This is a genomic window from Massilia paldalensis, from assembly GCF_044901715.1.
GTDB classification, from domain to species: Bacteria; Pseudomonadota; Gammaproteobacteria; order Burkholderiales; family Burkholderiaceae_D; genus Telluria; species Telluria paldalensis.
Map to the genome: position 1 here is coordinate 291,274 of NZ_JBJCIU010000004.1, position 26,793 is coordinate 318,066.

Consider the following 26,793-nt stretch of genomic DNA (forward strand, 5'->3'; position numbering starts at 1 on the left):
AAAACGAAGGGTGTGATGCTCGTGGTCTTGCTTTGCCTTCCAGAGTGCCGGCTGGACCAGAAAGGCGGACGGTGCGGAACCGCTTGGGTATTCAAACGTGTACGTTTGATATTGTTTTGATGCCCTAAGGCAATAGGAATATGGAGACTATACCCGCAAAGAAAAGGAAGGTGTATACCGTGTGGCGAAAAAAACGTGCGGTGCAACATCCATGGTCAAGCTGCCAATGAAAACCCTTGCACTTCTAGTATTTCCGATAAGCGAGCAGCAAGAAACGATGCAAATTGTGCTTACTCATCAATCACTTGATGAAAAATTGATTAGTTTTGTTTTATTTCAAAAACATAAAAATTTCCAACGGATTATTAAGCTGTAACAACACGTAACGGACGCGATGCGGCGCGCATCTTTGCTATCCTGAATATCGGCCGACGCATTTGTAATCGATCTTCTAAGCAATTAGTTTCTTTGTTTTATCGGAATTTGATTGCAATGCATTATTCACGTGCCGAAGCCACGTCACCAGGTTCCGCCAGCTTTGTCGAAGGAATGACCGTGAAACGATATGCACTTGCTTTAACGCTCAGCTTGTTGTTCGGCGGCGCCGCCCAGGCTGCCGCCATCGACCTCGACACGACCCATGCGGGCGTTCGCGCCTACCGTGTGGCCGACCTGTCGACGGTGCACCGCACCGAGGTGGTAGCACCACCGCCATCCTCGATGTCCGAACTTCCCGAACCGGAAGTGTTTGCCATGATGCTCGTCGGCCTGATCCTGATCGGGTACCGGGCCAGCCGCGTCAGCAGCGAGAAGTTCAAATAAGGATGTGAGCAGCACCCAGCTTCCGCCGACGCACGCTTTCGCATGACGCGCAGGCAGGCCGCAAGGCCGGGTCGATGGAACGGAGAAACGACGGCGCCCCTGGCGCCGTCGTCATTTCAGGACGGGCAGCAGGCAGGATGGACGTTCAGGCGGCGGCTTCGTTGCACAGCGCGTGCAGCTTGCCGAGCGTGGCCCAGTTGCGCGAGGTGGTGGCGTCGCCCAGCTCCTTGCCCAGCGTGGCCGCGGCGGCGCTGTCGAGGATGCCGTCCGGGCACCACACGTAGATCGCCCGTTCGCCCAGCGCCACCGCGCCGGGATGCCAGTCGCGCCGGCACAGCGCCTCGATCGCCGCGTGCGCATGGTGGTGCCCCAGGATGAAGATGAGGAGGCGCGCATCGTCGCTGGCCACCTCCAGCAGCGGATTGGCGGCCACGATCGCGGCCAGCTCCTCGCTGTCCAGTACCAGGGTGCGCGCCGCCACGCCCAGCTTGAGCACGAGCGCTTCCTCGATCTCCGCCGCGACCGCTTCCTGCGGCTTCGCGGGGCCGCTGAAGACCACGTTGCCGCTGTTGAGTACGCTGCGCACCTCGGTATAGCCGAGATCGCCGATCAGCTTGCGCAAGTCGGCCATGGCCACGCGTTTCGCGCGCCCTACGTTGACGCCCCTCAATAGGGCAATGTAGCGTTTGCTGGTCATGTGGCATGGTACCGTGCCCGCACGCCGGATGGCGCACCGGGCTGCGGTGTCGTTCTTAGTGAATGAGGCCTTCCTCGCGCATTGCCTGCCGCACGGCCGGACGCTCGGCCACGCGCTGCATATAGGCCCGCAGAGGCGGCCACGGGGACAGGTCGAACTGCACGCGGCCGGCCCAGTTCAGCACCGTGAACAGGTAGGCGTCGGCCACGGAAAACTGCGTGCCGAGCAGGTAGTCGCGCCCGTCCAGCTGGCCGGCCACCCATTCCAGGCGCTGACGCAGCGCGGCGCGCGCGGCATCCTTCGCTTCCGGCGCCGCGGTCGGGCGGAACAGCGGGCTGAAGCTCTTGTGCAGTTCGGCCGAGATGAAGTTCAGCCATTCGATCAGGCGGTAGCGTTCGAGCGTGCCGTTGGCCGGGGCCAGCTGGCGGTCCGGGACCAGGTCGGCGATGAACTGGACGATGGCCGGGCCCTCGGTCAGCACGGTACCGTCCTTCAGCTCCAGCGCCGGCACATAGCCCTTCGGGTTGACCGCCAGGAAATCGGCGCCGCCGGCGGTGCGCTTGCTGCCCAGGTCGACGCGTTCCAGCGTGTAGTCGAGGCCGGCTTCGGCGAGGGCGATGTGGGAGGCAAGGGGGCAGGCGCCGGGGGAGAAATACAGTTTCATGTCGTTCCTAGGAAATTGTAGCTTGCTGTGCCGACGGCAAAGCCAGGCGAGCATACAATACAACCATCCGGCAGCGCACAGCCCTGCCAATCGATCATAGCCGAATGGTATGATCCGCCAGATTACAAAAAGGAAAGATATCGCATGACTGTTTCCGCGTCGTCCACCGATCCGTCCACCGATCCGGCCGCCGTGCAGGCACGGCTCGATCAGCTGTTCCGCCACATCGACCCCGACGCGCCCGCCGACCGCGCCAGCGCCGTCCTGCGCCGCTACGTCGAGAACTATCGCCTGCAGCGCGACGCCCAAGGCCAGGCCGATGGCAAGACGGAGACGCCGTGATGAAGCGCATCACCATGGATGAACTGGCGGGCGGTGTACAGGACCTGCCCTCGCTGCCGGCCGTCGTCATGGAACTGCTGGCCAGCATCGAGCAGGAAGACGTCGACATTTCCGTGCTGGCAAAAAAGGTCTCGTACGACCAGGCCTTGACGGCGAATACGCTGCGCCTGGCCAATTCCGCGGCCTATGGACTGCAGGTGAAGGTGACCACGATCCAGCAGGGGATCACCTATCTCGGCTTCCAGCGGATGCGCAACCTGATCACGGTGGCCGCCGTCGGCGGCAGCTTCCCGAGCGGGCGCTGCCCCGGCTTCGACGACAAGGCGTTCTGGCGCCACTCGATCGCCACCGCCGCCTGCGCGCGGGCGCTGGCGCGGCGGATGCGCTTCAACCAGGACATCGCCTTCACGGCCGGCCTGCTGCACGACATCGGCCGCCTGGTGCTGGTGACGGGCCACCCGGAAGCCTATGGCGACGTGCTGGCCTGGCGCGCGGCCCATCCGGCGGAGTGGCGCGAGGCGGAAAGCGCCGTGCTGGGCGTGGACCACGTCGACGCGGGCCTGGCGCTGGCCGCGCATTGGAATTTCTCAGGCACCATGTGCCAAGCGATCGGGTTCCACCATGCGCCGGACACCCCGGGCGCCGGCTTCCTGGCCACGATCGTGCACGTGGCCGATGCGATCGTCCACGCCCTCGACCTGTCGGGCGAGCAGGATGACGTGGTGCCGCGCCTGTCGAACGTGGCCTGGGATGCGATGGGATTGAATGAAGAAGCCTATCTGCACCTGTTCCGGGAAACCGAAACGCAGCTAGGCGAGATGTCGGCCATCCTCATGGTCTGAGGCTGGCCCAGGTGACGGCGACGGAGACGGTCCGCAAGGACGCTCCGCCGCCGGGTCGCGCCGAAGGCATGACAGGACCGGCTGTCATGCCCGCGGCATCAGTGCGCATAGTTGCCGGATTTGCTGCTTGCGTCGTCGCCCTGGGCACCCTGCTGGGCTTGCGGCTGAGCTGCCTGTTGCGCGGCCTGCTGGGCTGCCTGCTGCGCTGCCTTCTCTTCGGGTTTCGGACGGCCTTGCGCATCGGACAGGCGGTACTTGGTACGGCGGTCGCCCATCAGGTCGCGCAGGTCGCGGATGCTCATGCCGGTCACTTCGTGCATGCGGATCAGCAGCGAAGCGCCGACCGGCAGGCGGTGGTGACGGATCTTGCTGATCACCGGAGGAGCGACTTCCAGCATACGCGACAGCGCAGCGTCGTTCTTCAGCTGCATCTTGCCGAGCAGGATGTCCAGCAGGTGGTTCGGGTTGTAGCTTTCCTGTGATGACAGAGCATGGTGTGCCATGATTTCCTCGTGAGTGGTTAAAATAGTTCTTTTACGAACTGTGTTAATGACTAACTTTCGTCAACATAAGTTCCCGGTACCGTTACCGAACGTTCAAGCACACTGCCCTGCCTGAACCAGCCGGCACGCACACCGGACCGCGTGCGCTCCCTTGTCGGAAACCTCACCGGACGCCGTCCGCCGAAGCTTCCACTTCCCTAGCACACTTGTTTTTCGAACAAATTATCAAACTCGTATGTCCCGTCCAACCACGACCCGGACACAGAATTCATTAGCCGAAATCAAGCTATCGCTGGGAAAGCTTGTCACATAGTCATTTCAGCACATGGTGACAGATTGTGGCGCACGCAAGAGTTTTTTTGCGCTAAGTTTGCAATTGCCAGTCAGCAGGAACTAGTTGATTTACTTAAGGAAATTAAAGTTGAATCCTCCTGACAAGGTTAAACATAACATCTGGAAATGATTTTACAAGAAGACACAATGTAACTAATCGTATCAAAAGTATAGTTTTTATCATTATCATTTCCACAAGGAATGAAAACCGGTGCCGCGCGCCTTGCTGGGGGGGTGTTTCCGATTTACGGTAAACTGGCCATCCCTTATCGAGGCAATAGCACCAGCACAGCCACCAGAAGCTTTTCCATGCAGAAAAAAGTATTCATCAAGACCTTCGGCTGCCAGATGAACGAGTACGACTCGGACAAGATGGCGGACGTGCTCGGCGCCGCCGAAGGACTCGTACGCACCGATACCCCGGACGATGCCGACGTCATCCTCTTCAATACCTGCTCGGTGCGTGAAAAGGCGCAGGAAAAGGTGTTCTCGGACCTGGGCCGCCTGAAGGAACTCAAGCGCAACAAGCCGGGCCTGGTGATCGGCGTGGGTGGCTGCGTGGCGTCGCAGGAAGGCGAGGCCATCGTCAAGCGCGCGCCCCACGTGGACGTCGTGTTCGGCCCGCAGACGCTGCACCGCCTGCCGCAGATGATCGAGATGCGCCGTCATACGGGCGCGGCCCAAGTCGACATCAGCTTCCCGGAAATCGAGAAGTTCGACCACTTGCCGCCGGCCAAGGTCGAGGGCCCGGTCGCCTACGTGTCGATCATGGAAGGCTGCAGCAAGTACTGCAGCTACTGCGTGGTGCCGTACACCCGCGGCGAGGAAGTGTCGCGCCGCTTCGAGGACGTGCTGACCGAGGTCGCCGGCCTGGCCGCCCAGGGCGTCAAGGAAATCATGCTGCTGGGGCAGAACGTGAACGCCTACCGCGGCGCCATGGAGAGCGGGGAGATTGCCGACTTTGCCCTGCTGCTCGAATACGTGGCCGAGATTCCCGGCATCGAGCGCCTGCGCTTCGTCACCAGCCACCCGAAGGAATTCACCCAGCGCCTGATCGACGCGTACGCGAAGATCCCGCAACTGGTCAACCACCTGTACCTGCCCGTCCAGCATGGCTCCGACCGCATCCTGCAGGCCATGAAGCGCGGCTACACGGGCCTGGAATACAAGTCGATCATCCGCCGCATCAAGGCGGTGCGCCCGGACATCACGATCTCGTCCGATTTCATCGTCGGCTTCCCGGGCGAGACGGACGCCGATTTCGAGGCGATGATGAAGCTGGTGGAAGACGTCGGCTTCGACAACAGCTTCAGTTTCATCTTCAGCAAGCGCCCCGGCACGCCGGCCGCCAACCTGCACGACGACACCCCGCACGAGGTCAAGCTGGCGCGCCTGCAGCGCCTGCAGGCCCTGATCGATGCCAACACGCGCAAGACCAGCGCCGCCATGGTCGGCACCGTGCAGCGCGTGCTGGTCGAAGGGCCGTCCAAGCGCGGCGGCGGCGAACTGCAGGGCCGGAGCGAGAACAACCGCGTCGTCAACTTCTTCCCGGGCGACCTCGGCGAGGCACTGGTCGGCCAGCTGGTCGACGTGCGCATCACCGAGAGCCTGGATTACTCCCTGCGCGGCGACCTGGTCGCCAGCATTGATACGATTGCCAAAGCCAGTTGAAAACCCAAACGCCCACCCAGCCTTCGTACTTCATTCCCGAGCCGCTCGACAATACGCGGCTTGCCCACCTGTGCGGTCCGCTTGATGAAAACCTGCGCCAGATCTCGGCCGCGCTGGACGTGACCATCTTCCGCCGCGGCGAGAAATTCATCGTCAGCGGCGGCAATGCCGAGCGCGCGGTCGAACTGCTGGAACGCTTCTACGGCGTGGCCGACAAGGTCGTGCCGCTCGAGGAAGTGCAGCTCGCGCTGGTCGAGCAGCGCTCCGGCATCAAGCCCAAGGCGGCCGAGCCGGCGCAGTCCGCCAAGGAGCCGGGCGAAACGCTCACCGAGGAGGAAGAGCGCGCCGAAGCGGGCGTCGAAGACGACCCCGCCGACCTGGTCAGCCCGGTACTGAAGACGCGCCGCACCGACCTGCGCGGCCGCACCGCGCACCAGATCCGCTACCTGAAGGCCGTGCTGGAACACGACATCAGCTTCGGCATCGGTCCGGCCGGCACCGGCAAGACCTACCTGGCCGTGGCCTGCGCCGTCGACGCGCTGGAACGCGACGCCGTCAAGCGCATCATCCTGACCCGTCCGGCCGTCGAAGCGGGCGAGCGCCTGGGCTTCCTGCCGGGCGACTTCTCGCAGAAGGTCGATCCCTACCTGCGCCCGCTGTACGACGCGCTGCACGACCTGCTCGGCTTCGAGCGCACCCAGAAGCTGTTCGAGAAGGGCGTGATCGAGATCGCCCCGCTGGCCTTCATGCGCGGGCGCACGCTCAACCACGCCTTCGTGATCCTGGACGAAGCCCAGAACACGACGGTCGAGCAGATGAAGATGTTCCTGACCCGGATCGGCTTCGGCAGCAAGGCCGTCGTCACCGGCGACGTCACCCAGGTCGACCTGCACAAGACGCAGAGGAGCGGCCTGGTCGATGCGATGCACGTGCTGAAGGACGTGCGCGGCATCGCCTTCACCCAGTTCTCCAGCGCCGACGTGGTGCGCCACCCCATGGTGGCGCGCATCGTCGACGCCTACGAGAAATCGGCCGCGATCCAGGAGATCGGCGACCTGTCCAAACCCGCGAGCACACGCCATGCAAGAAAAAAACCATCAGCTTGAGCTGGACGTCCAGTACGCCGACACCCGCCTCGAGGCGGAGATCACGCCGGACATGATCGAGCGCTGGGTGCGCGCCGCCCTGCTCGGCCCGGCCGAGCTGGCGATCCGCTTCGTCGACGCGGCCGAGGGCCAGAGCCTGAACCGCGACTACCGCGGCAAGGACTACGCCACCAACGTCCTAACCTTCGCCTACAACGAAGGCGCGCAGATCGACGACGACGAGCCGACCCAGGCCGACATCGTCCTGTGCACCGACGTGCTGCAGCGCGAGGCCGAGGAACAGAAGAAGACGGTCGAGGAACACACGGCGCACCTGGTGGTGCACGGCGTGCTGCACGCCCAGGGCTTCGACCACGAGACGGACGAGGAAGCGGAAGAGATGGAGCAGCTCGAGCGCGACATCATGGAGGCGCTCGAGTATCCGGATCCGTACGCGGATAACGAATAAGACGGTGACGCGCACGGGAAATCGGGGTGATAGTGCTGGGGGCACTATCACGCCTGCGCAGGGACGACGTTGTTTTAGGCCGTCGCCCCTGCGCAGGCAGGGGTCCAATTTGCTTTACGCCTTCTTGAGCTGCTCCCCGATCGGCAGCTTGCGAATGCGCGTCCCCGTCGCCGCGAACACCGCGTTGGCCAGCGCCGGCGCGATCCCCGCCGTTCCCGGCTCGCCGATGCCGCCCGGCTCGTCGCCGCTCTTCACCAGGTGTACCTCGATGGTGGGCGACTCGTTCATGCGCATCACGCGGTAATCGCCGAAGTTGGTCTGCTGCACCCGCCCCTTGTCCAGCGTGATCTGGTCCCACAGCGCGGCGCCGGCGCCGAACACGATGCCGCCCTCCATCTGCGCGACGATGGTGTCCGGATTGATGTTCTGGCCGCAGTCGACGGCGCACACGACGCGGTGCAGCTGCACGTCGCCGTCCGGGCCCACCGACACTTCCGCCACCTGCGCCATGTAGCTGCCGAACGCGAACTGGGTCGACACCCCGCGCCCGACCTTGCGTCCGGCGATGGGCTTCAGGGGCTTGCCCCAGCCGGCCTTCTCGGCCGCCACGTTCAGCACCGCCAGCGTGCGCGGCGACTTCTGCAGCAGCGCGCGGCGGAACGCCACCGGGTCCGACTTGCCCGCATACGCCAGCTCGTCGATGAAGCTCTCCACCACGAACACGTTGTGGGTCGGTCCCACGCCGCGCCAGAAGGCGGTGGCCAGGCCCGCCGGTTCGTGGCGCACGTATTCCACGCGCACGGCGGGAATCGTGTACTGCAGGTCCGCGGCCGCTTCCACCGCGTCCGGATCGACGCCGTTCTTGACCAGCGGCGGGGCGAAGCGCGCCATGATCGAGGAACCCGTCACGCGGTGGAACCAGGCCGACGGCATGCCCTTCTCGTCCAGCTTGGCCGACATGCGGTCCACGTAGTAGGGACGGTACATGTCGTGCTGGATGTCTTCCTCGCGCGTCCACACGATCTTCAGCGGGCCCTTGTGCAGCTTGGCGAAGGCCACCGCCTGGATCACGTTGTCGACCTCGAGCCGGCGTCCGAAGCCGCCGCCGAGATAGAAGTTGTGGACCTTGACCTTCTCGACGGGCAGGCCGGTCAGCTTGGCCGCCGCGCCTTGGGCCAGCGCCGGCACCTGGGTGCCGACCCACAGGTCGCAGCCGTCCTGGCGCAGATCGACCGTGCAGTTCATCGGTTCCATCGTCGCGTGGGCCAGGAACGGCACCTCGTAGATGGCGTCGATGCGGCGTCCGCCGGCGGCATCGAGCACCTTGAGGGCGTCGCCCTCGTTCTTCGCCACCGCACCCGTGCCCTGCGAGACCTTCATCATGTCGGCCACGATGGATTGCGTGCTGACGGCGGCGTTGGCGCCGTCGTCGAAACGCGGCGCGGCCGCCGCCAGGCCCTGCTTGGCGGACCAGAAGTTGTCGGCCACGACGGCCACCGCGCCCTCGATGCGCAGCACCTGGCGCACGCCCTTCACGGCGAGCGCCTTCTGCTCGTCCACGGCCGTGACCTTGCCGCCCATGACGGGTGAGGCGGCCACCGCCGCGATCCCCATATTGGGCAGGCGCGCATCGATGCCGAACAGCGCCGAGCCGTTCACCTTGGCGGGGCTGTCCAGGCGCTTGAGCGACTTGCCGATCAGCGTGAAGTCGGCCGCGTCCTTCAGCTTGACGGTGGCCGGGAAGGTCAGCTTGGAGGCGGCGTCGACGACTTCGCCGAAGTGCATGGTGCGGTTCGAGCCGTCGTGGCGGATCGTGCCGGCCACCACCTTCAATTCGCCCACCGGCACCTTCCACTGGTCGGCCGCGGCCTGCACGAGCACCGTGCGCACCTTGGCGCCGGCCTCGCGCAGCGGCTTCCACGCCGCCCGTACGGACGTCGAGCCGCCCGTCACCTGGCCGCCCAGCATGGGGTCCGCATACAGGGTGTTGTCGGCCGGCGCCTGTTCCAGCTTGACCTTGGTGAGGTCGGCGCCCAGTTCCTCGGCCAGCAGCATCGGCATCGACGTGAACGTGCCCTGCCCCATCTCCACCTTGTGGATGATCAGCGTGACGATGCCTTCGCGGTCGATGCGGATGAAGGCATCGTGGGCCAGGCCCGGAGGCTGGTTCGACACGGCCGTCGCGGCCTGGCCGACCGCCTGTTCCGACGGCGGTTCCTTGCGGTCGCTCTCCGGCTTCTTGCTGCAGCCGAACAGCGAAAAGCCGAACAGCAGCGCGCCGCCACCTAGCGCGCCGCCTTTCAGCAACTGGCGCCGGCCCTGCGACTTCGGCGCCTGCGCGTCCTGGGTGTCCTTGGGTTCCTGGGTCATCTGGTCCATGTTCCGTCTCCTCAGGCAGCCGCGATCTTGATCGCTTTACGAATACGATTGTAGGTGCCGCAGCGGCAGATATTGCCCGACATGGCGCCGTCGATGTCGGCATCGGTCGGCTTCGGGGTCGCGTGCAGCAGCGCGGTGGCGGACATGATCTGGCCCGACTGGCAGTAGCCGCACTGCACCACGTCGAGCTGGCGCCAGGCATCCTGCACCTTGGCGCCGACCGGGTCGTTGCCGATCGCCTCGATGGTGGTGATCTTCTTGCCGGCGGCGGCCGACACGGGCGTCACGCAGGAGCGGATCGCCTGGCCGTCCAGGTGCACGGTGCAGGCGCCGCACAGGGCGACGCCGCAGCCGAACTTGGTGCCTGTGAGTCCCATCACGTCGCGCAGCGCCCACAGCAGGGGCATGTCGTCAGGGACATCGAGGTTGGTGGTCGTACCATTCACGTTCAGCGCAGGCATGGGAACTCCTTTCCATATTGAATGCCCAATATAGACAAAAAAATGTGTGAAGTGGCGCACACAATGCATCTTCCCTGTCAAAAGTGCGGCATGACACGCGGGCTGCATAAAAAACAGGCATGACGGCTTTTGGTGTATCCTATGGCCCATCGCAACAACGGCTTCATGCCAACTATGCCTGAGCACCCTGCTGACGTCCGAACGGACGCCAAAACCCACCGGTCGCTGTTCGAACGGCTGACCGCGCTGATCTCTCCTGAGCCGGAAAACCGCGCCGAGCTGCTCGAAGTGCTGCACGACGCCCACGAACGCAACCTCATCGACGCCGATGCCCTCTCCATGATCGAGGGCGTGTTCCAGGTCTCCGACCTGTCGGTGCGCGACATCATGGTTCCCCGTTCGCAGATGGACGTGATCGACATCTCCAAGCCGATCGAGGAGTGGCTGCCGATCATGCTGGAAACGGCCCACTCGCGTTTCCCCGCCATCGAGGGCGAGCGCGACAAGGTGGTCGGCATCCTGCTGGCCAAGGACCTGCTGCGCTACTACGCCGAGGAATCCTTCGACGTGCGCAAGATGCTGCGCCCGGCGATCTTCATCCCCGAATCGAAGCGCCTGAACGTGCTGCTGCGCGACTTCCGCGCGAACCACAACCACATGGCCATCGTCGTCGACGAATACAGCGGCGTGGCCGGCCTCATCACCATCGAGGACGTGCTGGAACAGATCGTCGGCGACATCGAGGACGAATACGATTTCGACGAGGAAGAGGACAACATCCTGTCGATCAAGGAAGGCCAGCACGGCCCGCGCTGGCGCGTGAAGGCCCTGACCGAGATCGAGCAGTTCAACGAGGAACTCGGCGTCGATCTGTCCGACGACGAAGCCGACACCATCGGCGGCCTGGTGGCCAACCACCTGGGACGCATGCCGCACAAGGGCGAGGTATTCGACCTGGAAGGCCTGCGCTTCGAGGTGCTGCGCGCCGACGCGCGCCAGATCCACGTGCTGCTGGTCGAGAAGCTGCCCGACGTCGACGAGGAACAGGACTGACCCGCAGCACCGCCCCGCCATGCGCCCCTTCCCGGGGCGTTTTCATTGGAACGCCACGATAGACACGATACGGAATACCGCTTGATCCTCCGCCGCTCCGCCTCAAGCCGCGCTCCCGCCCAGGCCCCCGACCCGGCCCTGCGCGGCACCCGCCCCAGCCTCCTCGCCCTGCTCGCCGCCGCGCTGGCCGGCGCCTCCAGCCTGCTGTCGTTCGAACCGTTCGGCTGGTGGCCCGTGCAGTTCCTGGCGCTGGCCTGGCTGTTCTACCAGGTCGGCATGGGCAGCTCGGTGCGCCGCGCGGCCCTGCTGGGCTGGGCGTTCGGCTTCGGCTGGTCGGTGGCGGGCATGCACTGGCTGTCGATCGCGCTGACGCGCTACGGCCACCTGCCGGCCGTGCTGTCGGCCATCGCCATCTGCCTGCTGGGCCTGTACATGGGCCTGTTCGGCGCCTTCGCCGCGGCGGCGTCGACCTGGCTGCGCAAGCGCTGGGCACTGCCGGTGCCGGCCTTCCTGCTGCTGGTGTTCCCGACCTTCTGGGGCGTGTCCGAATGGCTGCGCGGCTGGGTGTTCACGGGCTTTCCCTGGGCCGCCGCCGGCTATGCGCACAATACGGCGCCGCTGGGGGGCTTCGCGCCCATCGTCGGCGTGTACGGCATCGGCGTGCTGGCGGCCGTGTGCGCGGCCTGCCTGGTGATGCTGACCCAGCGCCAGCGTATGCACGCGCTGGCGCTGTTCGGCGTGCTGCTGGTGGCCGGCTCGCTGCTGCGCCAGGTGGCATGGACGCATGCCGTCGGCAAGCCGATCACCGTGCGCCTGCTGCAGGGCGACATCCCGCAGGACGAGAAATTCGACGCCAACCACCTGGCCGGCATCCTGGTGCGCTACCGCGACATGATGACGGCCACCCCGGCCGACCTGACGGCGGCGCCGGAGACGGCGATCCCGGTCTTCCCGCAGCAGCTCCCGCCCGGCTACCTGGACATCTTCAAGGACTACGCGGCGCGCACCGGCACGTCCTTCCTGTACGGGATCCCGCTGGCCGACAGCCAGACCGCCTATGCCAACAGCGTGGCCGGCGTGGGCCCGCAGGGACAGGGCTACCGCTTCGACAAGCACCACCTGGTGCCGTTCGGCGAATTCATCCCGACGGGCTTCCGCTGGTTCACGAACCTGATGCAGATCCCGCTGGGCGACTTCACGCGCGGTCCGGCCGTGCAGGCGCCGTTCCCCGTCAAGGACCAGCTGGTGCTGCCCAACGTCTGCTACGAGGACGTGTTCGGCGAGGAGATCGCGAAGAACCTGCGCGAGGCGCCGCGCCCGGCGACGCTGCTGCTCAACCTGTCGAACCTGGCCTGGTACGGCGAATCGACGGCAATCCCGCAGCACCTGCAGATCTCGCGCATGCGCTCGCTGGAGACGGGACGCCCGATGCTGCGCGCCACCAATAACGGCGCCACCGCCATCATCGACGGTCGCGGCAACGTCGTGCAGCAGATCCCGTTCTACGGCCAGGGCGTGCTGGCGGCCAGCGTGCAGGGCATGGGCGGCGCCACGCCGTACATCCGCTTCGGCAACCTGCTGTTCCTGGGCCTGGGCGCGCTGATGCTGGCCGGCGCCTGGTTCGCCGGCCGCCGGCGCCGCGGCGAGAGCGGCAGCGGCAGCGGCGCCGATAAAACCGCCTGAACCCTTCCCTTCGGCGCTGTTCATGAGTAAAGTCTGCCGAAGAAAACTCGTCCAAGGGCCGGGCGCTGCGAGATTCGTTTCGAGGTACCCGGCAAAAACCGCTAAAATTGGTGTTTTAGCAAACTCACCGTGTTCGCGCGCCGCGCGCGCAGCCACCAGCTCCAAGCCGATAAGATGCTTACTTTCCAACAAATCATCCTGACCCTGCAGACCTATTGGGACAAGCAGGGATGCGCCCTGCTCCAGCCCTACGACATGGAAGTCGGCGCGGGTACCTTCCACACCGGCACCTTCCTGCGCGCGATCGGCCCGGAGCCCTGGCGCGCCGCCTACGTGCAGCCGTCGCGCCGCCCCAAGGACGGCCGCTACGGCGAGAACCCGAACCGCCTGCAGCACTATTACCAGTACCAGGTGGTCCTGAAGCCGGCGCCGGAAAACATCCTCGACCTCTACCTCGGCTCCCTGGAGGCGCTGGGCCTGGACCTGAAGAAGAACGACGTGCGCTTCGTCGAGGACGATTGGGAAAGCCCGACGCTGGGTGCCTGGGGCCTCGGTTGGGAAGTCTGGCTGAACGGCATGGAAGTCACCCAGTTCACCTACTTCCAGCAGGTCGGCGGCCTCGATTGCAAGCCCGTGCTGGGCGAGATCACCTACGGCATCGAACGCCTGGCGATGTACCTGCAGGGCGTGGAAAACGTCTACGACCTGGTGTGGACGGAGTGGGAAGAGAATGGGGTGAAGAAGTCCCTCAGCTACGGTGACGTGTTCCACCAGAACGAGGTCGAGCAGTCGACCTACAACTTCGAGCACTCGAACACGGACCTGCTGTTCCAGGCCTTCAACAACCACGAGAGCGAAGCCAAGCGCCTGATCGAGCTGGCCCTGACGCTGCCGGCCTACGAGCAGATCATGAAGGCCTCGCACAGCTTCAACCTGCTCGATGCGCGCGGCGCCATCTCCGTCACCGAGCGCGCCGCCTACATCGGCCGCGTGCGCACGCTGTCGCGCCTGGTCGCCCAGGCCTATTACGATTCGCGCGAGAAGCTCGGCTTCCCGATGCTGCCCGCATCGGAACAAGCTTCCGCACAAGCCGCCTGAGTCCAGAACAGAATAGAACAACCATGAATCAGACCTTACCCGCCCAGACCCTGCTGATCGAGCTGCAGACCGAAGAGCTGCCGCCGAAAGCCCTCGTGAAACTGGGCGCCGCCTTTGCCAATGGCATCGCCAACGGCCTGAAGGCGCGCGACTTCCTCGACGCCGACAGCAGCGTCACCACCCACGCGACCCCGCGCCGCCTGGCCGTGTCGATCACCAAGGTGCGCGCCACCTCGCCGGACAAATCGATCCGCGAGAAAGTGCTGCCGGTGACCGTCGCCCTGGACAAGGACGGCAACCCGACGGCGCCGCTGGCCAAGAAGCTGGCCGCGCTGGGCTTCCCGGACCTGCAGGTGGCGGACCTCGAACGCGCCCAGGACGGCAAGGCCGAGAGCTTCTTCTACACCTACACCGCCCCGGGTTCGCAGCTGGCCGACGGCCTGCAGCCGGTGCTGGAAGAAGCGGTCGCCAAGCTGCCGATCCCCAAGGTGATGAGCTACCAGCGCCCGGACGGCGCCACCGTGCAGTTCGTGCGCCCCGTGCATTCGCTGCTGGCGCTGCACGGCGACGCCATCGTGCCGCTGACGCTGCTGGGCCTGTCCTCCGGCCGCAGCACGCTGGGCCACCGCTTCCTGTCGAACGGCCAACGCTTCGACATTCCTCACGCGGACGACTATGCCGCGCTGCTGAAGGAGACGGGCAAGGTCGTCGCCAACGCCGAGGAGCGCAAGGAATCGATCCGTACCCAGTTGCTGGCCAAGGCCGGCGCGGACCAGGTGCTGATGCCGGAATCGCTGCTGGACGAAGTGGCGGCCCTGGTCGAATGGCCGGTGGTGTACGAGTGCCGGTTCGAGGAGACTTTCCTCTCCGTGCCGCAGGAATGCCTGATCCTGACCATGCAGACCAACCAGAAATACTTCGCCCTGACGGATGCCGCCGGCAAGCTGCGCTCGCGCTTCCTGATCGTCTCGAACCTGCAGACCGACGATCCGTCCGCCATCGTCGGCGGCAACGAGCGCGTCGTGCGCCCGCGCCTGTCGGACGCCAAGTTCTTCTTCGAGCAGGACAAGAAGAAGTCGCTGGAATCGCGCGTCCCGCAGCTGGCCAACGTGGTCTACCACAACAAGCTGGGCACCCAGCTGGAACGTACCCAGCGCGTGATGCGCCTGGCCGGCGCCATCGCCCGGCGCCTCGGCTACGACGTGCTGCTGGCCGAACGCGGCGCCCAGCTGGCCAAGGCCGACCTGCTGACCGACATGGTCGGCGAATTCCCGGAGCTGCAGGGCATCATGGGCACCTATTACGCCCGCAACGACGGCGAGCACGAGGAAGTGGCGCTGGCCGCCTCGGAACACTACCAGCCGCGCTTCTCGGGCGACGCGCTGCCGTCGACCAGCACGGGCCTGGCCGTGGCGCTGGCGGACAAACTGGAAACCCTGGTCGGCATCTGGTCGATCGGCCTGCAGCCGACCGGCGAGAAGGATCCGTTCGCGCTGCGCCGCCACGCGCTGGGCGTGATGCGCATGCTGGTGGAAAAGCGCCTGCCGCTGGGCATCGACGAATTGCTGGCCGACGCCGCCGCTTCCTTCGACACCGTGGCCACCTTCAAGGATCCGGGCGCGGAAGTGAAGGCCTTCATGCTGGACCGCGTGCGCGGCCTGCTGCGCGACCGCGGCTTCTCGCCGAACGAGGTGGAAGCCGTGCTGGCCCAGGACCCGGACCGCGTCGACGACGTGGTGCAGCGCCTGGAAGCCGTGCAGGCCTTCGCCGCGCTGCCGGAATCCAGCTCGCTGGCCGCCGCCAACAAGCGCATCTCGAACATCCTCAAGAAGAACGAGGAAGCCTTGGCGCAAGCGGGATCGGTCGATGCCGCCCTGCTGCAGGACGAGGCCGAGAAGAAGCTGTACGCGAGCGTGCAGCGCGTGCAGCCCGAGGTCGATGCCGCCTTCGCGCGCGGCGACTTCACCGGCACCCTGAAGACGCTGGCCCAGCTGCGCGACGACGTCGATGCCTTCTTCAACGACGTGATGGTGATGGCCGAGGACCTCGCGCTGCGCAACAACCGCCTGGCCCTGCTGGCCATCCTGCACCGCATGATGAACCGCGTGGCCGACATCTCCAAGCTGGCGGCGTGAGGCAGGCGCGATGAAGCTGATCATCCTCGACCGCGACGGCGTCATCAACCACGACTCGCCGGATTTCATCAAGTCGCCCGCCGAGTGGATCCCGATCCCGGGGTCGCTCGAGGCGATCGCGCGCCTGAACCAGGCGGGCTACCGCGTGGTCATCGCGTCGAACCAGTCGGGCATCGCGCGCGAACTGTTCGACATGACCACGCTGAACGCCATCCACCAGAAGATGCACGGCGCCGCCCAGCTGGTGGGCGCCGACATCGACGCGATCTTCTTCTGCCCGCACGCGGCCATCGACAACTGCGATTGCAGGAAGCCCAAGGCCGGGATGTTCGAGGAGATCAGCAAGCGCTTCAAGCTCAGCCTGAAGGGCGTACCGACCGTGGGCGACTCGCTGCGCGACCTGCAGGCCGGCTTCATCAGCGGCTGCCTGCCCTACCTGGTCCTGACCGGCAAGGGCCAGAAGACCTTCGAGACCGGCGGCCTGCCGCCCGGCACCCAGGTCTTCCCCGACCTCGCCGCGATGGTCGACGCCTTCCTGAAAACCGCCCCGCGCCCCGCCCCGGCCACCGCATGACCGCTACCACCCATCCCGCCGTACCGGAGAATTCGTCCTTGCAAACCGCCACACTGTTCCTGCGCTCCCTGCTGTTTACCGTCGTCATGGCGATTGCCACCGTCGTCTGGGCCTGCGTCTGCTTCCTGGCGGCGCCCTTCCCGTACAACACGCGCTTCTGGGTGACGTCGCGCTGGAACGTGTTCGTCATCTGGTGCGCGCGCGTCATCTGCGGCATCCGCTACGAGGTGCGCGGCTACGACAACCTGCCGCCGCAGCCGGCGATCCTGCTGTCCAAGCACCAGTCGGCCTGGGAAACCATCTTCATGCTGCCCAACATGCGCCGGCCGCTGGTGTACGTCTTCAAGAAGGAAATCCTGTACATTCCCTTCTTCGGCTGGGGCATGGCCCTGCTGCGCATGATCCCGATCGACCGCAGCAAGGGCAAGCGCGCCTTCGCCCACGTGGTCAGGATCGGCAAGAGCCGCCTCGCGGACGGCCAGTCGATCATCATGTTCCCCGAGGGGACGCGCATTCCTGTTGGCGAAAAAGGACAGTACAAGAGCGGCGGCTCGCGCCTGGCGATCGAAACGGGTGCCAGCGTCGTGCCGATCGCGCATAATTCGGGAGAATGCTGGCCGAAGAATTCCTTCATCAAACGCCCGGGCCTGATCACCGTCTCGATCGGCAAGCCCATCTCGCCGGAACACCATACCGCCGACACCCTGATGCAAGAGGTCGAAAATTGGATAGAATCGGAAATGCGCGTCATTTCGCCCCACGCCTACAAAGGTACTTGAACGAATTGGGCGCGCTCGCCAAAGCCTCTCCGACGCCGCCCACCATGACCTCCCCCAAGACCGACGCGAAACAGCTGGAGCTGTTCGCCCAGTTCGCGGCGCTCGCGCCGTCCGCCGACGCCGCCCCGCAAGCCACCGCGCCCGCGGCCAGCCCCGTCGCGAAGCCGACGCCGCCGGCGCCCCTGTTCAAGGCGCCGCCCGTTCCCACCCGCACCCTGCCCGTCCCGCCGGTAGGCCCGAACGATCCGCCGCTGCGCACGATCCAGCTCGGGTCGCACACGGTGCACTACGTGCTGCGCCGCTCCTCGCGCCGCTCCTACGGCTTCATGATCGACGACGACGGCCTGCGCGTGACGGTCCCGAACCGCGCCGTGCTGGCCGATATCGACAGCGCCATCCGCGCCAAGCAGCGCTGGATCCTGACCAAGCTGTTCGAGCGCAGCGAGCGCCACGTGCAGCGCGAAGGCCGCGCTCCTGTCGAATGGGTCGACGGCGCCAGGCTGCCCTACCTGGGCCAGGACATCGTGCTGCGCCTCGCGCCGGCCGAGCGCAGCCGCTGCGCCTACGACGCGGACAGCCGCACGCTGGAACTGGGCGTGACGCCGGGCCTGACGGAATGGCAGATCCGCGAACGCGTCAAGCGCTGGTTCCAGGACGAGGCACGGCGCCTGTTCGGCGAGCGCCTCGACCTGTATGCGCCGCAAGTGGGCGTGCAGTACAACAGCTATGCGATTTCCTCGGCCGGCACGCGCTGGGGCTCGTGCACGGTGGCCGGCAACATCCGCCTGAACTGGAAGCTGGTGCACTACCCGCTGGCGCTCTTGGACTACGTGGTGGTGCACGAACTGGCGCACCTGCGCGAGATGAACCACAGCCCGCGCTTCTGGGCCGTGGTGGAATCGGTGTTCCCGGACTACGACGGGGCCAGGACGGCCCTGCGCAAGCGGTCGGTGGAGATGCCGGTGCTGTTCCCGGACGAATAGATGGCGGAATAATGGTGGGCACATGGTGCCCACCCTACGGTGACAGGATGTAGGGTGGGCATCACATGCCCACCATTCACGACGCCCGGAATTGCAATTCGCCCGCCGCGCGCGCATCCGCGATGCCGCGCATCGCGCTGACCTCGTCCTTGCTCAGGCAACGGAACGGAATCGGCAGCGTGCCGCGCTTCAGGACCATCATGAAGCCCTTCGAATAGGTGCGGATGCGCTGCACGTCGTCCCAGTCGATCAGGCTCACGCCCGTGTCGCTGGTGCGCACGATGCCGTGCTGGTCGATCTGGAATTCGTAGGTGCGGCGCCCGCGCCGCAGCAGCACGAAGTGCATGGCCGCCGACAGCGTGCTTTTCAGGCGCAGGTACAGGCCCATGGGCCAGCGGATGCGGCGCCGGCGGATCAGGTAGCCCCCGTGTTCCCACATGAAGCCCATGTATTCGCCGAGCGTATAGCGCACCCAGAAATGCAGGTTGTACAAGGCGGCGGGAGGATGCACGACGGGAATCGAGGCGGCCGGCATGGCGTCGGCACCGAGATCGATCGTATCGGGCTGGTCCATGAGGGCCATCCCGCCATCCACGTTGCCGCCCGCTCGCGTGCGATTAGACCACAACATGCGCATCCCCTTTCGTTTCTTAAGCTAAAGAGAATGGTAACAAAACCTAGTCGATAATCCGTTGCAAGAGTTCAACAGTGCGCACGGTCGCGCCACGGTGGCTGGCGGCGAAAGCGAGTGCCCGCTCTCCCATCGCGGCGCGCGCGTCCGCGTCCTCCAGCAGGCGCGCCGCCTCCCGCAGCAAGGCCGGCGCATCGGGCACGCGCAGCGCGCCGCCGGCGGCAATCGCTTCCTCGGTCGCCTGCAGGAAGTTGAACGTGTGTTCGCCCACCAGCACCGGCTTGCCGACGGCGGCCGCCTCGATCAGGTTCTGGCCGCCCAGCGGCATCAGGCTGCCGCCGATGAAGGCGCAGTCGCAGGCCGCGTAGTAGGCGAACATCTCGCCCATCGAATCGCCCAGCAGCACGTCGGCCGTCACGGCGTCCGCGCCTTCCTCCGTCAGCGCGGAACGGCGCGCCAGGGTCAGGCCGCGCTCCTCCACCATGCGCGCGACCTCGTCGAAGCGCTGCGGATGGCGCGGCACCAGCAGCAGCAGCATGCCGGCGGGACGGTCCGGCAGCGCCGTGAAGGCGTTCAGGATCAGCGCTTCCTCGCCCTCGCGCGTGGAGGCGCACAGGAACACGGGACGGCGCCCGAAGCACGCGCGCAGCATGGCGCCCGTGCGCAGCGCCGCCTCGGGCGGCACCACGTCGAACTTGATGCTGCCCGTGACCGTCACGTTCGGCGCGCCCAGCGAGGCGATGCGCCGGGCATCGGCCTCGGTCTGGGCCGCCACCAGCGGGATCGCGCGCGCCGCGTCCATCATGATGCCGCCGAAGCGCTGGCCGCGCCGCAGCGAGCGCTCGGACAGGCGCGCGTTCACCAGCGCCACCGGCACCCCGTGGCGCGCGCAGCCGCGGATCAGGTTCGGCCACACTTCCGTCTCCATCAGGATGCAGGCGCGCGGCGCGAAATGGCGCAGGAAGCGCCCGACCATGAAGCCGGTGTCGTAGGGCAGGTAGGATTGCACGATGCGTTCGCCGTGCTTGGCGAACAGGGCCTTGCCGGTGGCGCGGCCCGTCGGCGTCATGTGGGTCAGCAGGATGCGGTGGCCCGGGTACGCGGCCAGCAGCGCGTCGACCAGCGGTTCGGCCGCGCGGGTCTCGCCCACCGACACGGCGTGCAGCATGATAAAGGGACCGCCGGCAGGCACGCGGCCATGGAAGCCGAGGCGTTCGCCGACGTGCATGCGGTAGCCCGGTTCGGCCCGCCCGCGCCACCACAGGCGGCCCAGCACGAGCGGCAGCGCCAGCCACCACAGCAGGGAATACAGCAGACGCATCACGTGGTCTCCAGCAGGCGCCGTGCGGCGGCCAGCACGGTAGCGGCATCCGGCGCGGCGCCCGTATCGCCCAGGTTGACGATGCGCGGCGACCAGTTGCCCTCGGTCTTCCAGCGCGGCGAATCGACGTAGATCTCGACCGTCGGCGTCAGGAAGGCGGCGGCGATGTGGGTCAGGCCCGTGTCGACGCCGACTGCGAGCGCCGCGTGGCGCGCCAGTTCCACGGCATCCATCATCGACAGCCTGGGCAGCACGGTCGCATTCGGCAGCGCGGCGGCCAGGAAGCTGGCATCTTCCTTCTCGCGCGGCGAGCCCCAGGGCAGCAGCACGGGCAGCGGCGCCAGCGCCCGGCCGAGGGCGATCCAGTCGGACGGCGGCCATTTCTTGGCGTCACGCGCGGTCCCGTGGAAGAACACGACGTAGGGGCCCGCCGGCATCCAGGGCTTGCGCCCGGACGCGCCTGGCGCCGGCAGGCCGAAGTCCGGCGCCGTGTCGACCGTGTAGCCCAGCGCCGCGGCCACGACCTGGCGCCCGCGCGCCACCGCATGGGTGCGCGGCGCGACGGGGATGCTGCGGCTATGGAAGACGCGCGAAATGCCCTCGTAGCCCGAATCCTCGGTGCCGTTGGCCAGGCCGATCTTCTGGCCGCCCGGCTTGACGCGCGCGCAGGCCATCACGATGCCGGTCTTGATCAGGCCCTGGGTATCGAACACGTAGTCGTACTGCTCGGCGCGCAGGTCGCGGAAAAAGCCGCGCAGCTCGGCGCGCACCGCCGCCTTGCCCAGCCCCTTCCTCCAGCGGCGCAGCGCGATCGGGATCACCTTGCGCACGTGGGGATTGAGCTTCACGAGGCTGACATAAGCCTCTTCCACCACCCAGTCGACCTGGGCCTGCGGGTGGTGGCGCAGGATGTCTGCCACGATCGGCAGGTTGTGCAGCACGTCGCCCAAGGACGACAGCCGCACCAGCAGGATCTTCAACGGCGGACCTCAGAACGGCAGTTCGGCATCCGGCTTGGCGGCGAGGATCACGCGGGCGAATTCAGCCTGGATGCGCGCGAGGGCTTCCGGGTTCTCGCCTTCGAAGCGCAGCACCACGACGGGGGTCGTGTTCGAGCCGCGCGCCAGGCCGAAGCCGTCCGGGTACTCGACGCGCAGGCCGTCGATGTCGTTGACGCGATCGGAGCCCGGGAAGCTCGCTTCGCGGCGCAGCTTGTCGATCAGCGCGAAGTTCTCGCCTTCCTGCAGGTGCAGGTGCAGTTCCGGGGTGCTCGAAGCGATCGGCAGGGAATTCAGCAGCGCCGACGGGTCCGCGACCTTGGTCAGGATCTCGAGCAGGCGCGCGCCCGTGTACAGGCCGTCGTCGAAGCCGAACCAGCGGTCCTTCCAGAAGATGTGGCCGCTCATCTCGCCGCCCAGCGGGGCGCCCGTTTCCTTCAGCTTGGCCTTGACCAGCGAATGGCCCGTCTTCCACATCAGCGGACGGCCGCCGTGCTGCTCGATCCAGGGGCCGAGGTGGCGCGTGCACTTGACGTCGTACAGGATCTCGGCGCCCGGGTTGCGCGACAGGACGTCGCTTGAGAACAGCATCATCTGGCGGTCCGGGAAGATGATCTGGCCATCCTTGGTGACCACGCCCAGGCGGTCGCCGTCGCCGTCGAACGCCAGGCCGATCTCGGCATCGCTCGTGCGCACGGCCTCGATCAGGTCCTGCAGGTTTTCCGGGTGGGCCGGATCCGGGTGGTGGTTCGGGAAGTGGCCGTCGACCTCGCAGAACAGTTCGATGACCTCGCAGCCCATCGCGCGGAACAGGTCGCCCGCGAAGGCGCCGGCCACGCCGTTGCCCGCGTCGACGGCGATCTTGATCGGACGGGCGATCTTGACGTCGGCGGCGATGCGCTCGATGTAGGCGTCCTTGATGTCGTGGGTCGAATACTTGCCCGCGGTGGCTGCCGGCTGGAAGTCGCCGCGCTCGATCGCCGCGTGCAGGCCCAGGATCGCGTCGCCGTAGATCGCCTCGCCCGCCAGGACCATCTTGAAGCCGTTGTAGTCCGGCGGGTTGTGGCTGCCGGTGACCATGATGCCCGAACGCGCATCCAGCACATTGGTGGCGAAGTACACCATCGGGGTCGCGACCATGCCCAGGTCGATCACGTCCACGCCCGCTTCCTGCAGGCCGGCGGCCAGGGCCTCGGCCAGGCCCGGACCGGACAGGCGGCCGTCGCGGCCGATGACGACGGTGCGCTCGCCCTTGGCCAGCGCGGCGGCGCCGAAGGCCTGGCCGATCTGGCGCGCGATGCCGGCGTCGAGCGTCTTGTCGATCACACCGCGGATGTCATAAGCCTTGAAAATCGTTTTCGAGAGAGGGACCATGGATATTTACCTTGATGGCTGCACGGACGGCGCGCATGCGGCGTCGCGGGCGTGATGGAAAGGATGATAAAAAGGCTATTGTAGCGGCAAGCCGGAACAATGGGTATTTCACGCGTGCATCAGTGCATCTGCATGAGACGTCCATTGGACGGAAATCGAAACAGGGGAAAGAGTCGGGAACGGCGAATGCATTCCACGAAATTGCGCAAACAAATGGCGCAGACAAGACGGAGAACCTTGGACGCCGCACATCGCGTCAATGCAGCGGGGCGTCCAGGCCGTCCGCCGGAAGCAGCGCGTGCTTCCGGCGGAATCGGCTGGAATCGAATCAGACGCGCAGCTGGTCGATCGATTTACCGCCTTCGACCCATTCCTTGACCCATTTCGGCTGGCGGCCGCGGCCGGTCCACTGCTGCGATGCATCGTCCGGGTGGCGATAACGGACGGCGACCGAACCGGTGCCGCCTGCCGTTGCCTTGGCACCGCGGCCGGAAGCGATCAGGTCTTTCAGCGGAACGCCGACGCTTTGCGCAATGGCCAGGATCTGCTCGCGTGCCTTTTGCACTTCCTGATGCTCACGCTTCTTCATTTCCTGCTTGATCTGCTCCTGCAGGTTACGCAAATCGCCCAAGGACATATTCGACAGATCCATCTCGATTCCTTATAAGTAGTTTAAAAACGGATTTTATCCAAATCTCACCAATTGTCGCAATATACACCATCCAGGATTTTTTGTTAGTCTTTCTTGTGCCAAATGAGCCAGCGTGGCGACTTGAATCGAACAATACGCGCGTAAAGCCACACGTAACTGATAACGAACAACAAACAGAAGAATATCAGGACTTCCGTATTCCGCCAGAACACGGTTGCAGGAATAACTGCGGTAAGCGAAAACAGCCACAAGTAAGGCGACGTGCGCGCATTCCGTTTCATCAGCGCGCGCGCTTCCTTGCGTCCCACCGTCCATTGCGCAATGCGCCGGAAAATCAGGCTGTGCAGGTGAATTCCGTCGGGCATGGTCGGCGATTTTCCGCGCACGAACATTCGACGGTAAACGGAAAATATGGTTTCGAATGCGGGATAAATCAGCAGCAATGCCGCATACCAGGTCGAGACCTGGGGATTGCGCATCACCAGCAGCAGGGCCAGTTCTCCCAGCATGAACCCGACGAAATAGGCGCCGCCGTCGCCGAGGAAAATCAGGCCGGCGGGATAATTCCAGATCAGGAAACCGGCGGTCGCGCCCGCCACCGTCAGCGCCGACACCAGCACGAACATATCGCCCACCTGCCACCCGACATAGGCCAGCGACAGCAGCATGAAGATCGTGACCACGCTGGCCAGGCCGTTGAAGCCGTCGATGATATTCACCGCATTCGCGATACCGGCCACCGCCAGCACGGTCAGCGGCAATACCAGCCAGAGCGAATCGAGGTGCCAGCTGACGAACGGCATGTCCAGGCGCGCGATTTTTGCATCCAGTACCAGATAACCCAGCACGGCTGCCGCCATCGTCAGTACCAGGCGCCGCGATGGCCTGACGGTGCCCGTATAGTCCTCCACAATACCGCCGCCAAAGGCAATCGACGAGCATGCGAGCAGCGCCGCCAGCCAATAACCAAGGCTGGGCTCGCGTAATACCGATATGCAGGCGGTCAATGTCACGGCCAGGAAAATCGGTAATCCGCCGATGCGCGCAACTGCGTGCTGATGCACCTTTTGGACGCCGCCGAAATTATTGTCGAGGGCGGGTCCATGTAATTTCGCATGCTTGATGACCAGCAGGGTCAGCAATGCAGACGCCACGAAGCTCACGAGGAAAGAAAACATTTATTATTCTTTGAATGCAATAGCCGTGTGGCTGGATGGGCTATGCCGGTGAATAGGCAAAGCACTTTTCAATTCGATTGGCGCGCAGCTCGGCCGTTGTACCGGCGCATTGTACTAGATGGCGTGCCGGGCCCGAAGCCGGGCCGTTTACCTGGCTCACACCGATCGGATTGACAAACCGGGAATTGTCCGCTTGGCGCGCGTGAACAGCGAGACAATTTACATTTAGAAATGAACATCAGGCCGGCGAATCCTTCGCCGCAGCCGGCGCGGTATCATTCCCCGAAAGGCGCATTCGCGCGCAATGGAAAATAGACGATGAAAACCTATGTGATTGGCGACCTGCAAGGCTGCGCCCACGAAGCGGGCCTGCTGCTCGACCGTATCGATGCCGACGCCGGGGGCGACGCCCGCATCCTGTTCGTCGGCGACCTGATCAACCGTGGTCCCGAATCGCTGGCCGCGCTGCGGCGCATGAAGACACTGTCCGAAACGAGCGGCGGTCGCGTCGACGCCCTGCTCGGCAACCACGACCTGCACCTGCTGGCGGTGGCCGCCGGCGTCCAGAAGGCGAGCCGCTCGGACACGCTGGACGAGATCCTGGCCGCGCCCGACCGCGCCGACTTGATCGAATGGCTGCGCCGGCGGCCGCTGGCCATGTTCGTGGATGCCCACCTTCTCGTGCATGCGGGTGTGGCCCCCCAATGGGACGCGGCACGGACGATGGCGCTCGCCGCCGAGGTCGAGGCGGAACTGCGCAGCGAGCGCTGGGTCGGCTTCCTGGGCCAGATGTACGGCAACGAGCCGGACCGCTGGGACGATGCCTTGACGGGTATCGCGCGCCTGCGCTGCATCGTCAACGCCCTCACCCGCGTGCGCCTGTGCTGGCCGGACGGCAGGATGGACTTCGCGCACAAGGAAAGCGACAAGGGGCCGGAAGGCAGCGGGCTGGCGCCCTGGTTCGACCTGCCGGACCGGAAGACGAACGACGTGACCGTCGTGTTCGGGCACTGGTCGGCGCTGGGCCTGGTGCTGCGGCCCAACCTGGTGGGACTGGACAGCGGCTGCGTGTGGGGCGGCAAGCTGACGGCCGTATGCCTGGACGACCGCTCGCTGCTGCAGGTGGATTGCCCGGAGTACCGGGAGCACGGCGGGAAGAAATAAACGACACTAACAAAACCGTCGCCCCTGCGAAGGCAGGGGCCTGATTTTTGCAGGCGCTGACGCTCCGCCACGACATTGGGCCCCTGCCTTCGCAGGGGCGACGGCTTATTGCAGCGGTGTCTCCACCTGCCCCAGCGCCACCCGGATCGCCTCCTGCGCCTGCTGCGCCAGCTCCCTCCGATGCGTCCCCGGCCCCGCCGGGATCGGCGCCAGGCTCGCCAGGCGTGCGGTCACGGGCTCGCCGCCCAGGATGCGCAGGATGCTCTGCACGAACGTGGTGTCGCCCGTATAGTCGACGTCAGCGTGCCAGCCGCCGCGCGCGTCGAGGTAGGCCAGCGCATACGGCTGCACGGGCACCCCGGCGTCGATCGCCGCCTCGAACAGGTTGGCGTGGAACGGCAGCAGCTGGCCCTGGGCCGCCACCGTCCCCTCGGGAAAAAAGGCGACGCGCTGGCGCTGGCCGAGGGCATCCACGATGCCCTTGAAGATGTGGCGCAGCTCGCGCCGGTTGCCGCGCGCGATGAACACCGTGCCCGCCTGCGCCACCAGCCAGCCGACCACGGGCCAGGCGCGGATCTCGGCCTTGGCCACGAAGCGGCTGGGCAGCATCGCATTGATGACGAAGATGTCGAGCCAGGAGATGTGGTTCGAGACGATCAGCGCGTGTTCCAGCGCAGGCGCCCCCGGTGCGCGCTCGACGCGCACCCGGCAGATGCCGAGCAGGCGCGCCGACCAGCGCCGCACGAGGCGCTCGCGCAGGGCGGCGCCGGCCCAGGGAAAGACCAGCGCGCAGGTGGCGAGGCCCTGGACCAGGTGGACGATGACGCGCGCCAGGCGCCACGCGAGCTTGATGTTCACGAGACGGTTCCGTCGAAGGCGCCGCCAGCGCGGCGCCGTCCGGG

General features: G+C 65.7%; 26 protein-coding genes. 14 read left to right on the forward strand and 12 right to left on the reverse strand.

From position 1 onward, the window contains the following. Window positions 1-549: 549 nt before the first annotated feature. The gene (locus tag ACI1V7_RS20640) at window positions 550-822 is read left to right on the forward strand and encodes a hypothetical protein (protein WP_314547407.1); all 273 of its coding nucleotides are present in this window, start codon (window positions 550-552) and stop codon (window positions 820-822) included. Window positions 823-967: 145 nt separating this feature from the next. Here ACI1V7_RS20640 and ACI1V7_RS20645 read toward each other — a convergent pair whose 3' ends face one another. After that, window positions 968-1,453, reverse strand: coding sequence for a DUF1697 domain-containing protein (locus tag ACI1V7_RS20645; protein WP_404533720.1), 486 nt, complete (start codon window positions 1,451-1,453; stop codon window positions 968-970). Between the two features lie 121 nt (window positions 1,454-1,574). After that, the gene (gene gstA, locus ACI1V7_RS20650; RefSeq protein WP_404533721.1) at window positions 1,575-2,183 is read right to left on the reverse strand and encodes a glutathione transferase GstA; all 609 of its coding nucleotides are present in this window, start codon (window positions 2,181-2,183) and stop codon (window positions 1,575-1,577) included. 144 nt (window positions 2,184-2,327) lie between these two features. On the opposite strand from gstA, the gene ACI1V7_RS20655 reads away from it, so the two are divergent. Together ACI1V7_RS20655 and ACI1V7_RS20660 are read left to right on the forward strand one after the other, a co-directional pair. After that, entirely contained in the window at window positions 2,328-2,525 is a 198-nt protein-coding gene (locus ACI1V7_RS20655) for a hypothetical protein (RefSeq protein ID WP_404533722.1), read from the forward strand. Continuing rightward, window positions 2,525-3,367 carry an HDOD domain-containing protein gene (locus ACI1V7_RS20660; RefSeq protein WP_404533723.1) on the forward strand — a complete coding sequence of 281 codons (843 nt, stop codon included), beginning with the start codon at window positions 2,525-2,527 and terminating at the stop codon, window positions 3,365-3,367. The genes ACI1V7_RS20655 and ACI1V7_RS20660 overlap by 1 nt, the downstream gene beginning before the upstream one ends. Window positions 3,368-3,465: 98 nt before the next feature. Here ACI1V7_RS20660 and ACI1V7_RS20665 read toward each other — a convergent pair whose 3' ends face one another. Continuing rightward, entirely contained in the window at window positions 3,466-3,870 is a 405-nt protein-coding gene (locus ACI1V7_RS20665) for a hypothetical protein (RefSeq protein ID WP_404533724.1), read from the reverse strand. A 642-nt stretch (window positions 3,871-4,512) separates the two neighbouring features. Here ACI1V7_RS20665 and miaB point away from each other — a divergent pair. Genes miaB through ybeY form a run of 3 tightly spaced genes read left to right on the forward strand, consistent with a single transcriptional unit; the run spans window position 4,513 to window position 7,428 of the window. Beyond that, entirely contained in the window at window positions 4,513-5,874 is a 1,362-nt protein-coding gene (gene miaB / locus ACI1V7_RS20670; protein ID WP_404533725.1) for a tRNA (N6-isopentenyl adenosine(37)-C2)-methylthiotransferase MiaB, read from the forward strand. Continuing rightward, on the forward strand, window positions 5,871-6,980 hold the full coding sequence (locus tag ACI1V7_RS20675; RefSeq protein ID WP_404533726.1) for a PhoH family protein: 1,110 nt from the start codon (window positions 5,871-5,873) through the stop codon (window positions 6,978-6,980). Before miaB ends, ACI1V7_RS20675 begins: the two co-directional genes overlap by 4 nt. Further along, window positions 6,955-7,428, forward strand: a complete 474-nt coding sequence (gene ybeY, locus ACI1V7_RS20680) for an rRNA maturation RNase YbeY (RefSeq protein ID WP_404533727.1) — start codon at window positions 6,955-6,957, stop codon at window positions 7,426-7,428. The genes ACI1V7_RS20675 and ybeY overlap by 26 nt, the downstream gene beginning before the upstream one ends. 114 nt (window positions 7,429-7,542) lie before the next feature. Here the strand turns inward: ybeY and ACI1V7_RS20685 are convergent, their stop codons facing one another. Together ACI1V7_RS20685 and ACI1V7_RS20690 are read right to left on the reverse strand one after the other, a co-directional pair. Next, complete coding sequence (locus ACI1V7_RS20685) at window positions 7,543-9,807, reverse strand: xanthine dehydrogenase family protein molybdopterin-binding subunit (protein ID WP_404533728.1); 2,265 nt, start codon at window positions 9,805-9,807, stop codon at window positions 7,543-7,545. An 11-nt stretch (window positions 9,808-9,818) separates the two neighbouring features. Further along, window positions 9,819-10,268: a (2Fe-2S)-binding protein gene (locus ACI1V7_RS20690; RefSeq protein ID WP_404533729.1), complete on the reverse strand. Its 450-nt coding sequence runs from the start codon at window positions 10,266-10,268 to the stop codon at window positions 9,819-9,821. 174 nt (window positions 10,269-10,442) lie between these two features. On the opposite strand from ACI1V7_RS20690, the gene ACI1V7_RS20695 reads away from it, so the two are divergent. From ACI1V7_RS20695 to ACI1V7_RS20725, 7 genes are all read left to right on the forward strand, one after another. Beyond that, window positions 10,443-11,321, forward strand: a complete 879-nt coding sequence (locus ACI1V7_RS20695) for a CorC family transporter (protein WP_404534160.1) — start codon at window positions 10,443-10,445, stop codon at window positions 11,319-11,321. 81 nt (window positions 11,322-11,402) lie between these two features. Beyond that, on the forward strand, window positions 11,403-13,004 hold the full coding sequence (lnt, locus tag ACI1V7_RS20700; RefSeq protein WP_404533730.1) for an apolipoprotein N-acyltransferase: 1,602 nt from the start codon (window positions 11,403-11,405) through the stop codon (window positions 13,002-13,004). A 174-nt stretch (window positions 13,005-13,178) separates the two neighbouring features. After that, on the forward strand, window positions 13,179-14,102 hold the full coding sequence (gene glyQ, locus ACI1V7_RS20705; protein WP_404533731.1) for a glycine--tRNA ligase subunit alpha: 924 nt from the start codon (window positions 13,179-13,181) through the stop codon (window positions 14,100-14,102). 23 nt (window positions 14,103-14,125) lie between these two features. Next, complete coding sequence (gene glyS / locus ACI1V7_RS20710; protein ID WP_404533732.1) at window positions 14,126-16,237, forward strand: glycine--tRNA ligase subunit beta; 2,112 nt, start codon at window positions 14,126-14,128, stop codon at window positions 16,235-16,237. A 10-nt stretch (window positions 16,238-16,247) separates the two neighbouring features. Then, window positions 16,248-16,811: a D-glycero-beta-D-manno-heptose 1,7-bisphosphate 7-phosphatase gene (gene gmhB / locus ACI1V7_RS20715; RefSeq protein WP_404533733.1), complete on the forward strand. Its 564-nt coding sequence runs from the start codon at window positions 16,248-16,250 to the stop codon at window positions 16,809-16,811. 86 nt (window positions 16,812-16,897) lie between these two features. Next, a complete protein-coding gene (locus ACI1V7_RS20720; protein ID WP_404534162.1) occupies window positions 16,898-17,590 on the forward strand; it encodes a lysophospholipid acyltransferase family protein in 693 nt (230 codons plus the stop codon). A 44-nt stretch (window positions 17,591-17,634) separates the two neighbouring features. Then, complete coding sequence (locus ACI1V7_RS20725; protein ID WP_404533734.1) at window positions 17,635-18,573, forward strand: M48 family metallopeptidase; 939 nt, start codon at window positions 17,635-17,637, stop codon at window positions 18,571-18,573. Between the two features lie 76 nt (window positions 18,574-18,649). Here ACI1V7_RS20725 and ACI1V7_RS20730 read toward each other — a convergent pair whose 3' ends face one another. The 6 genes from ACI1V7_RS20730 to ACI1V7_RS20755 form a co-directional block, all read right to left on the reverse strand. Further along, entirely contained in the window at window positions 18,650-19,204 is a 555-nt protein-coding gene (locus ACI1V7_RS20730; protein ID WP_404533735.1) for a YcxB family protein, read from the reverse strand. A gap of 46 nt (window positions 19,205-19,250) precedes the next feature. After that, window positions 19,251-20,525 (reverse strand): lipid IV(A) 3-deoxy-D-manno-octulosonic acid transferase, encoded by a 1,275-nt coding sequence (gene waaA, locus ACI1V7_RS20735; RefSeq protein WP_404534163.1) that lies wholly within the window; start codon window positions 20,523-20,525, stop codon window positions 19,251-19,253. After that, window positions 20,525-21,505, reverse strand: coding sequence for a lipopolysaccharide heptosyltransferase I (waaC, locus tag ACI1V7_RS20740; RefSeq protein ID WP_404533736.1), 981 nt, complete (start codon window positions 21,503-21,505; stop codon window positions 20,525-20,527). Before waaC ends, waaA begins: the two co-directional genes overlap by 1 nt. 9 nt (window positions 21,506-21,514) lie before the next feature. Continuing rightward, window positions 21,515-22,897, reverse strand: coding sequence for a phosphomannomutase/phosphoglucomutase (locus tag ACI1V7_RS20745; RefSeq protein WP_404533737.1), 1,383 nt, complete (start codon window positions 22,895-22,897; stop codon window positions 21,515-21,517). Window positions 22,898-23,225: 328 nt separating this feature from the next. Beyond that, the gene (locus ACI1V7_RS20750; RefSeq protein WP_404533738.1) at window positions 23,226-23,549 is read right to left on the reverse strand and encodes an H-NS histone family protein; all 324 of its coding nucleotides are present in this window, start codon (window positions 23,547-23,549) and stop codon (window positions 23,226-23,228) included. 83 nt (window positions 23,550-23,632) lie between these two features. Next, window positions 23,633-24,727, reverse strand: coding sequence for a glycosyltransferase family 4 protein (locus tag ACI1V7_RS20755; RefSeq protein WP_404533739.1), 1,095 nt, complete (start codon window positions 24,725-24,727; stop codon window positions 23,633-23,635). Between the two features lie 318 nt (window positions 24,728-25,045). Here ACI1V7_RS20755 and ACI1V7_RS20760 point away from each other — a divergent pair, with 318 nt between their 5' ends. Then, window positions 25,046-25,891, forward strand: a complete 846-nt coding sequence (locus ACI1V7_RS20760; RefSeq protein WP_404533740.1) for a symmetrical bis(5'-nucleosyl)-tetraphosphatase — start codon at window positions 25,046-25,048, stop codon at window positions 25,889-25,891. Between the two features lie 105 nt (window positions 25,892-25,996). Here ACI1V7_RS20760 and ACI1V7_RS20765 read toward each other — a convergent pair whose 3' ends face one another. Then, the gene (locus tag ACI1V7_RS20765) at window positions 25,997-26,749 is read right to left on the reverse strand and encodes a lysophospholipid acyltransferase family protein (RefSeq protein ID WP_404533741.1); all 753 of its coding nucleotides are present in this window, start codon (window positions 26,747-26,749) and stop codon (window positions 25,997-25,999) included. Window positions 26,750-26,793: the final 44 nt, after the last annotated feature.

Bases quoted from the DNA above. Each gene is read 5' to 3' on its own strand.
- ACI1V7_RS20640 (WP_314547407.1), top strand. From the start codon at position 550: ATGACCGTGAAACGATATGCACTTGCTTTAACGCTCAGCTTGTTGTTC.
- ACI1V7_RS20645 (WP_404533720.1), bottom strand. From the start codon at position 1,453: ATGGCCGACTTGCGCAAGCTGATCGGCGATCTCGGCTATACCGAGGTG.
- gstA (WP_404533721.1), bottom strand. From the start codon at position 2,183: ATGAAACTGTATTTCTCCCCCGGCGCCTGCCCCCTTGCCTCCCACATC.
- ACI1V7_RS20655 (WP_404533722.1), top strand. From the start codon at position 2,328: ATGACTGTTTCCGCGTCGTCCACCGATCCGTCCACCGATCCGGCCGCC.
- ACI1V7_RS20660 (WP_404533723.1), top strand. From the start codon at position 2,525: ATGAAGCGCATCACCATGGATGAACTGGCGGGCGGTGTACAGGACCTG.
- ACI1V7_RS20665 (WP_404533724.1), bottom strand. From the start codon at position 3,870: ATGGCACACCATGCTCTGTCATCACAGGAAAGCTACAACCCGAACCAC.
- miaB (WP_404533725.1), top strand. From the start codon at position 4,513: ATGCAGAAAAAAGTATTCATCAAGACCTTCGGCTGCCAGATGAACGAG.
- ybeY (WP_404533727.1), top strand. From the start codon at position 6,955: ATGCAAGAAAAAAACCATCAGCTTGAGCTGGACGTCCAGTACGCCGAC.
- ACI1V7_RS20685 (WP_404533728.1), bottom strand. From the start codon at position 9,807: ATGGACCAGATGACCCAGGAACCCAAGGACACCCAGGACGCGCAGGCG.
- ACI1V7_RS20690 (WP_404533729.1), bottom strand. From the start codon at position 10,268: ATGCCTGCGCTGAACGTGAATGGTACGACCACCAACCTCGATGTCCCT.
- ACI1V7_RS20695 (WP_404534160.1), top strand. From the start codon at position 10,443: ATGCCTGAGCACCCTGCTGACGTCCGAACGGACGCCAAAACCCACCGG.
- glyQ (WP_404533731.1), top strand. From the start codon at position 13,179: ATGCTTACTTTCCAACAAATCATCCTGACCCTGCAGACCTATTGGGAC.
- glyS (WP_404533732.1), top strand. From the start codon at position 14,126: ATGAATCAGACCTTACCCGCCCAGACCCTGCTGATCGAGCTGCAGACC.
- gmhB (WP_404533733.1), top strand. From the start codon at position 16,248: ATGAAGCTGATCATCCTCGACCGCGACGGCGTCATCAACCACGACTCG.
- ACI1V7_RS20720 (WP_404534162.1), top strand. From the start codon at position 16,898: ATGGCGATTGCCACCGTCGTCTGGGCCTGCGTCTGCTTCCTGGCGGCG.
- ACI1V7_RS20725 (WP_404533734.1), top strand. From the start codon at position 17,635: ATGACCTCCCCCAAGACCGACGCGAAACAGCTGGAGCTGTTCGCCCAG.
- ACI1V7_RS20730 (WP_404533735.1), bottom strand. From the start codon at position 19,204: ATGTTGTGGTCTAATCGCACGCGAGCGGGCGGCAACGTGGATGGCGGG.
- waaA (WP_404534163.1), bottom strand. From the start codon at position 20,525: ATGCGTCTGCTGTATTCCCTGCTGTGGTGGCTGGCGCTGCCGCTCGTG.
- ACI1V7_RS20745 (WP_404533737.1), bottom strand. From the start codon at position 22,897: ATGGTCCCTCTCTCGAAAACGATTTTCAAGGCTTATGACATCCGCGGT.
- ACI1V7_RS20750 (WP_404533738.1), bottom strand. From the start codon at position 23,549: ATGGATCTGTCGAATATGTCCTTGGGCGATTTGCGTAACCTGCAGGAG.
- ACI1V7_RS20755 (WP_404533739.1), bottom strand. From the start codon at position 24,727: ATGTTTTCTTTCCTCGTGAGCTTCGTGGCGTCTGCATTGCTGACCCTG.
- ACI1V7_RS20760 (WP_404533740.1), top strand. From the start codon at position 25,046: ATGAAAACCTATGTGATTGGCGACCTGCAAGGCTGCGCCCACGAAGCG.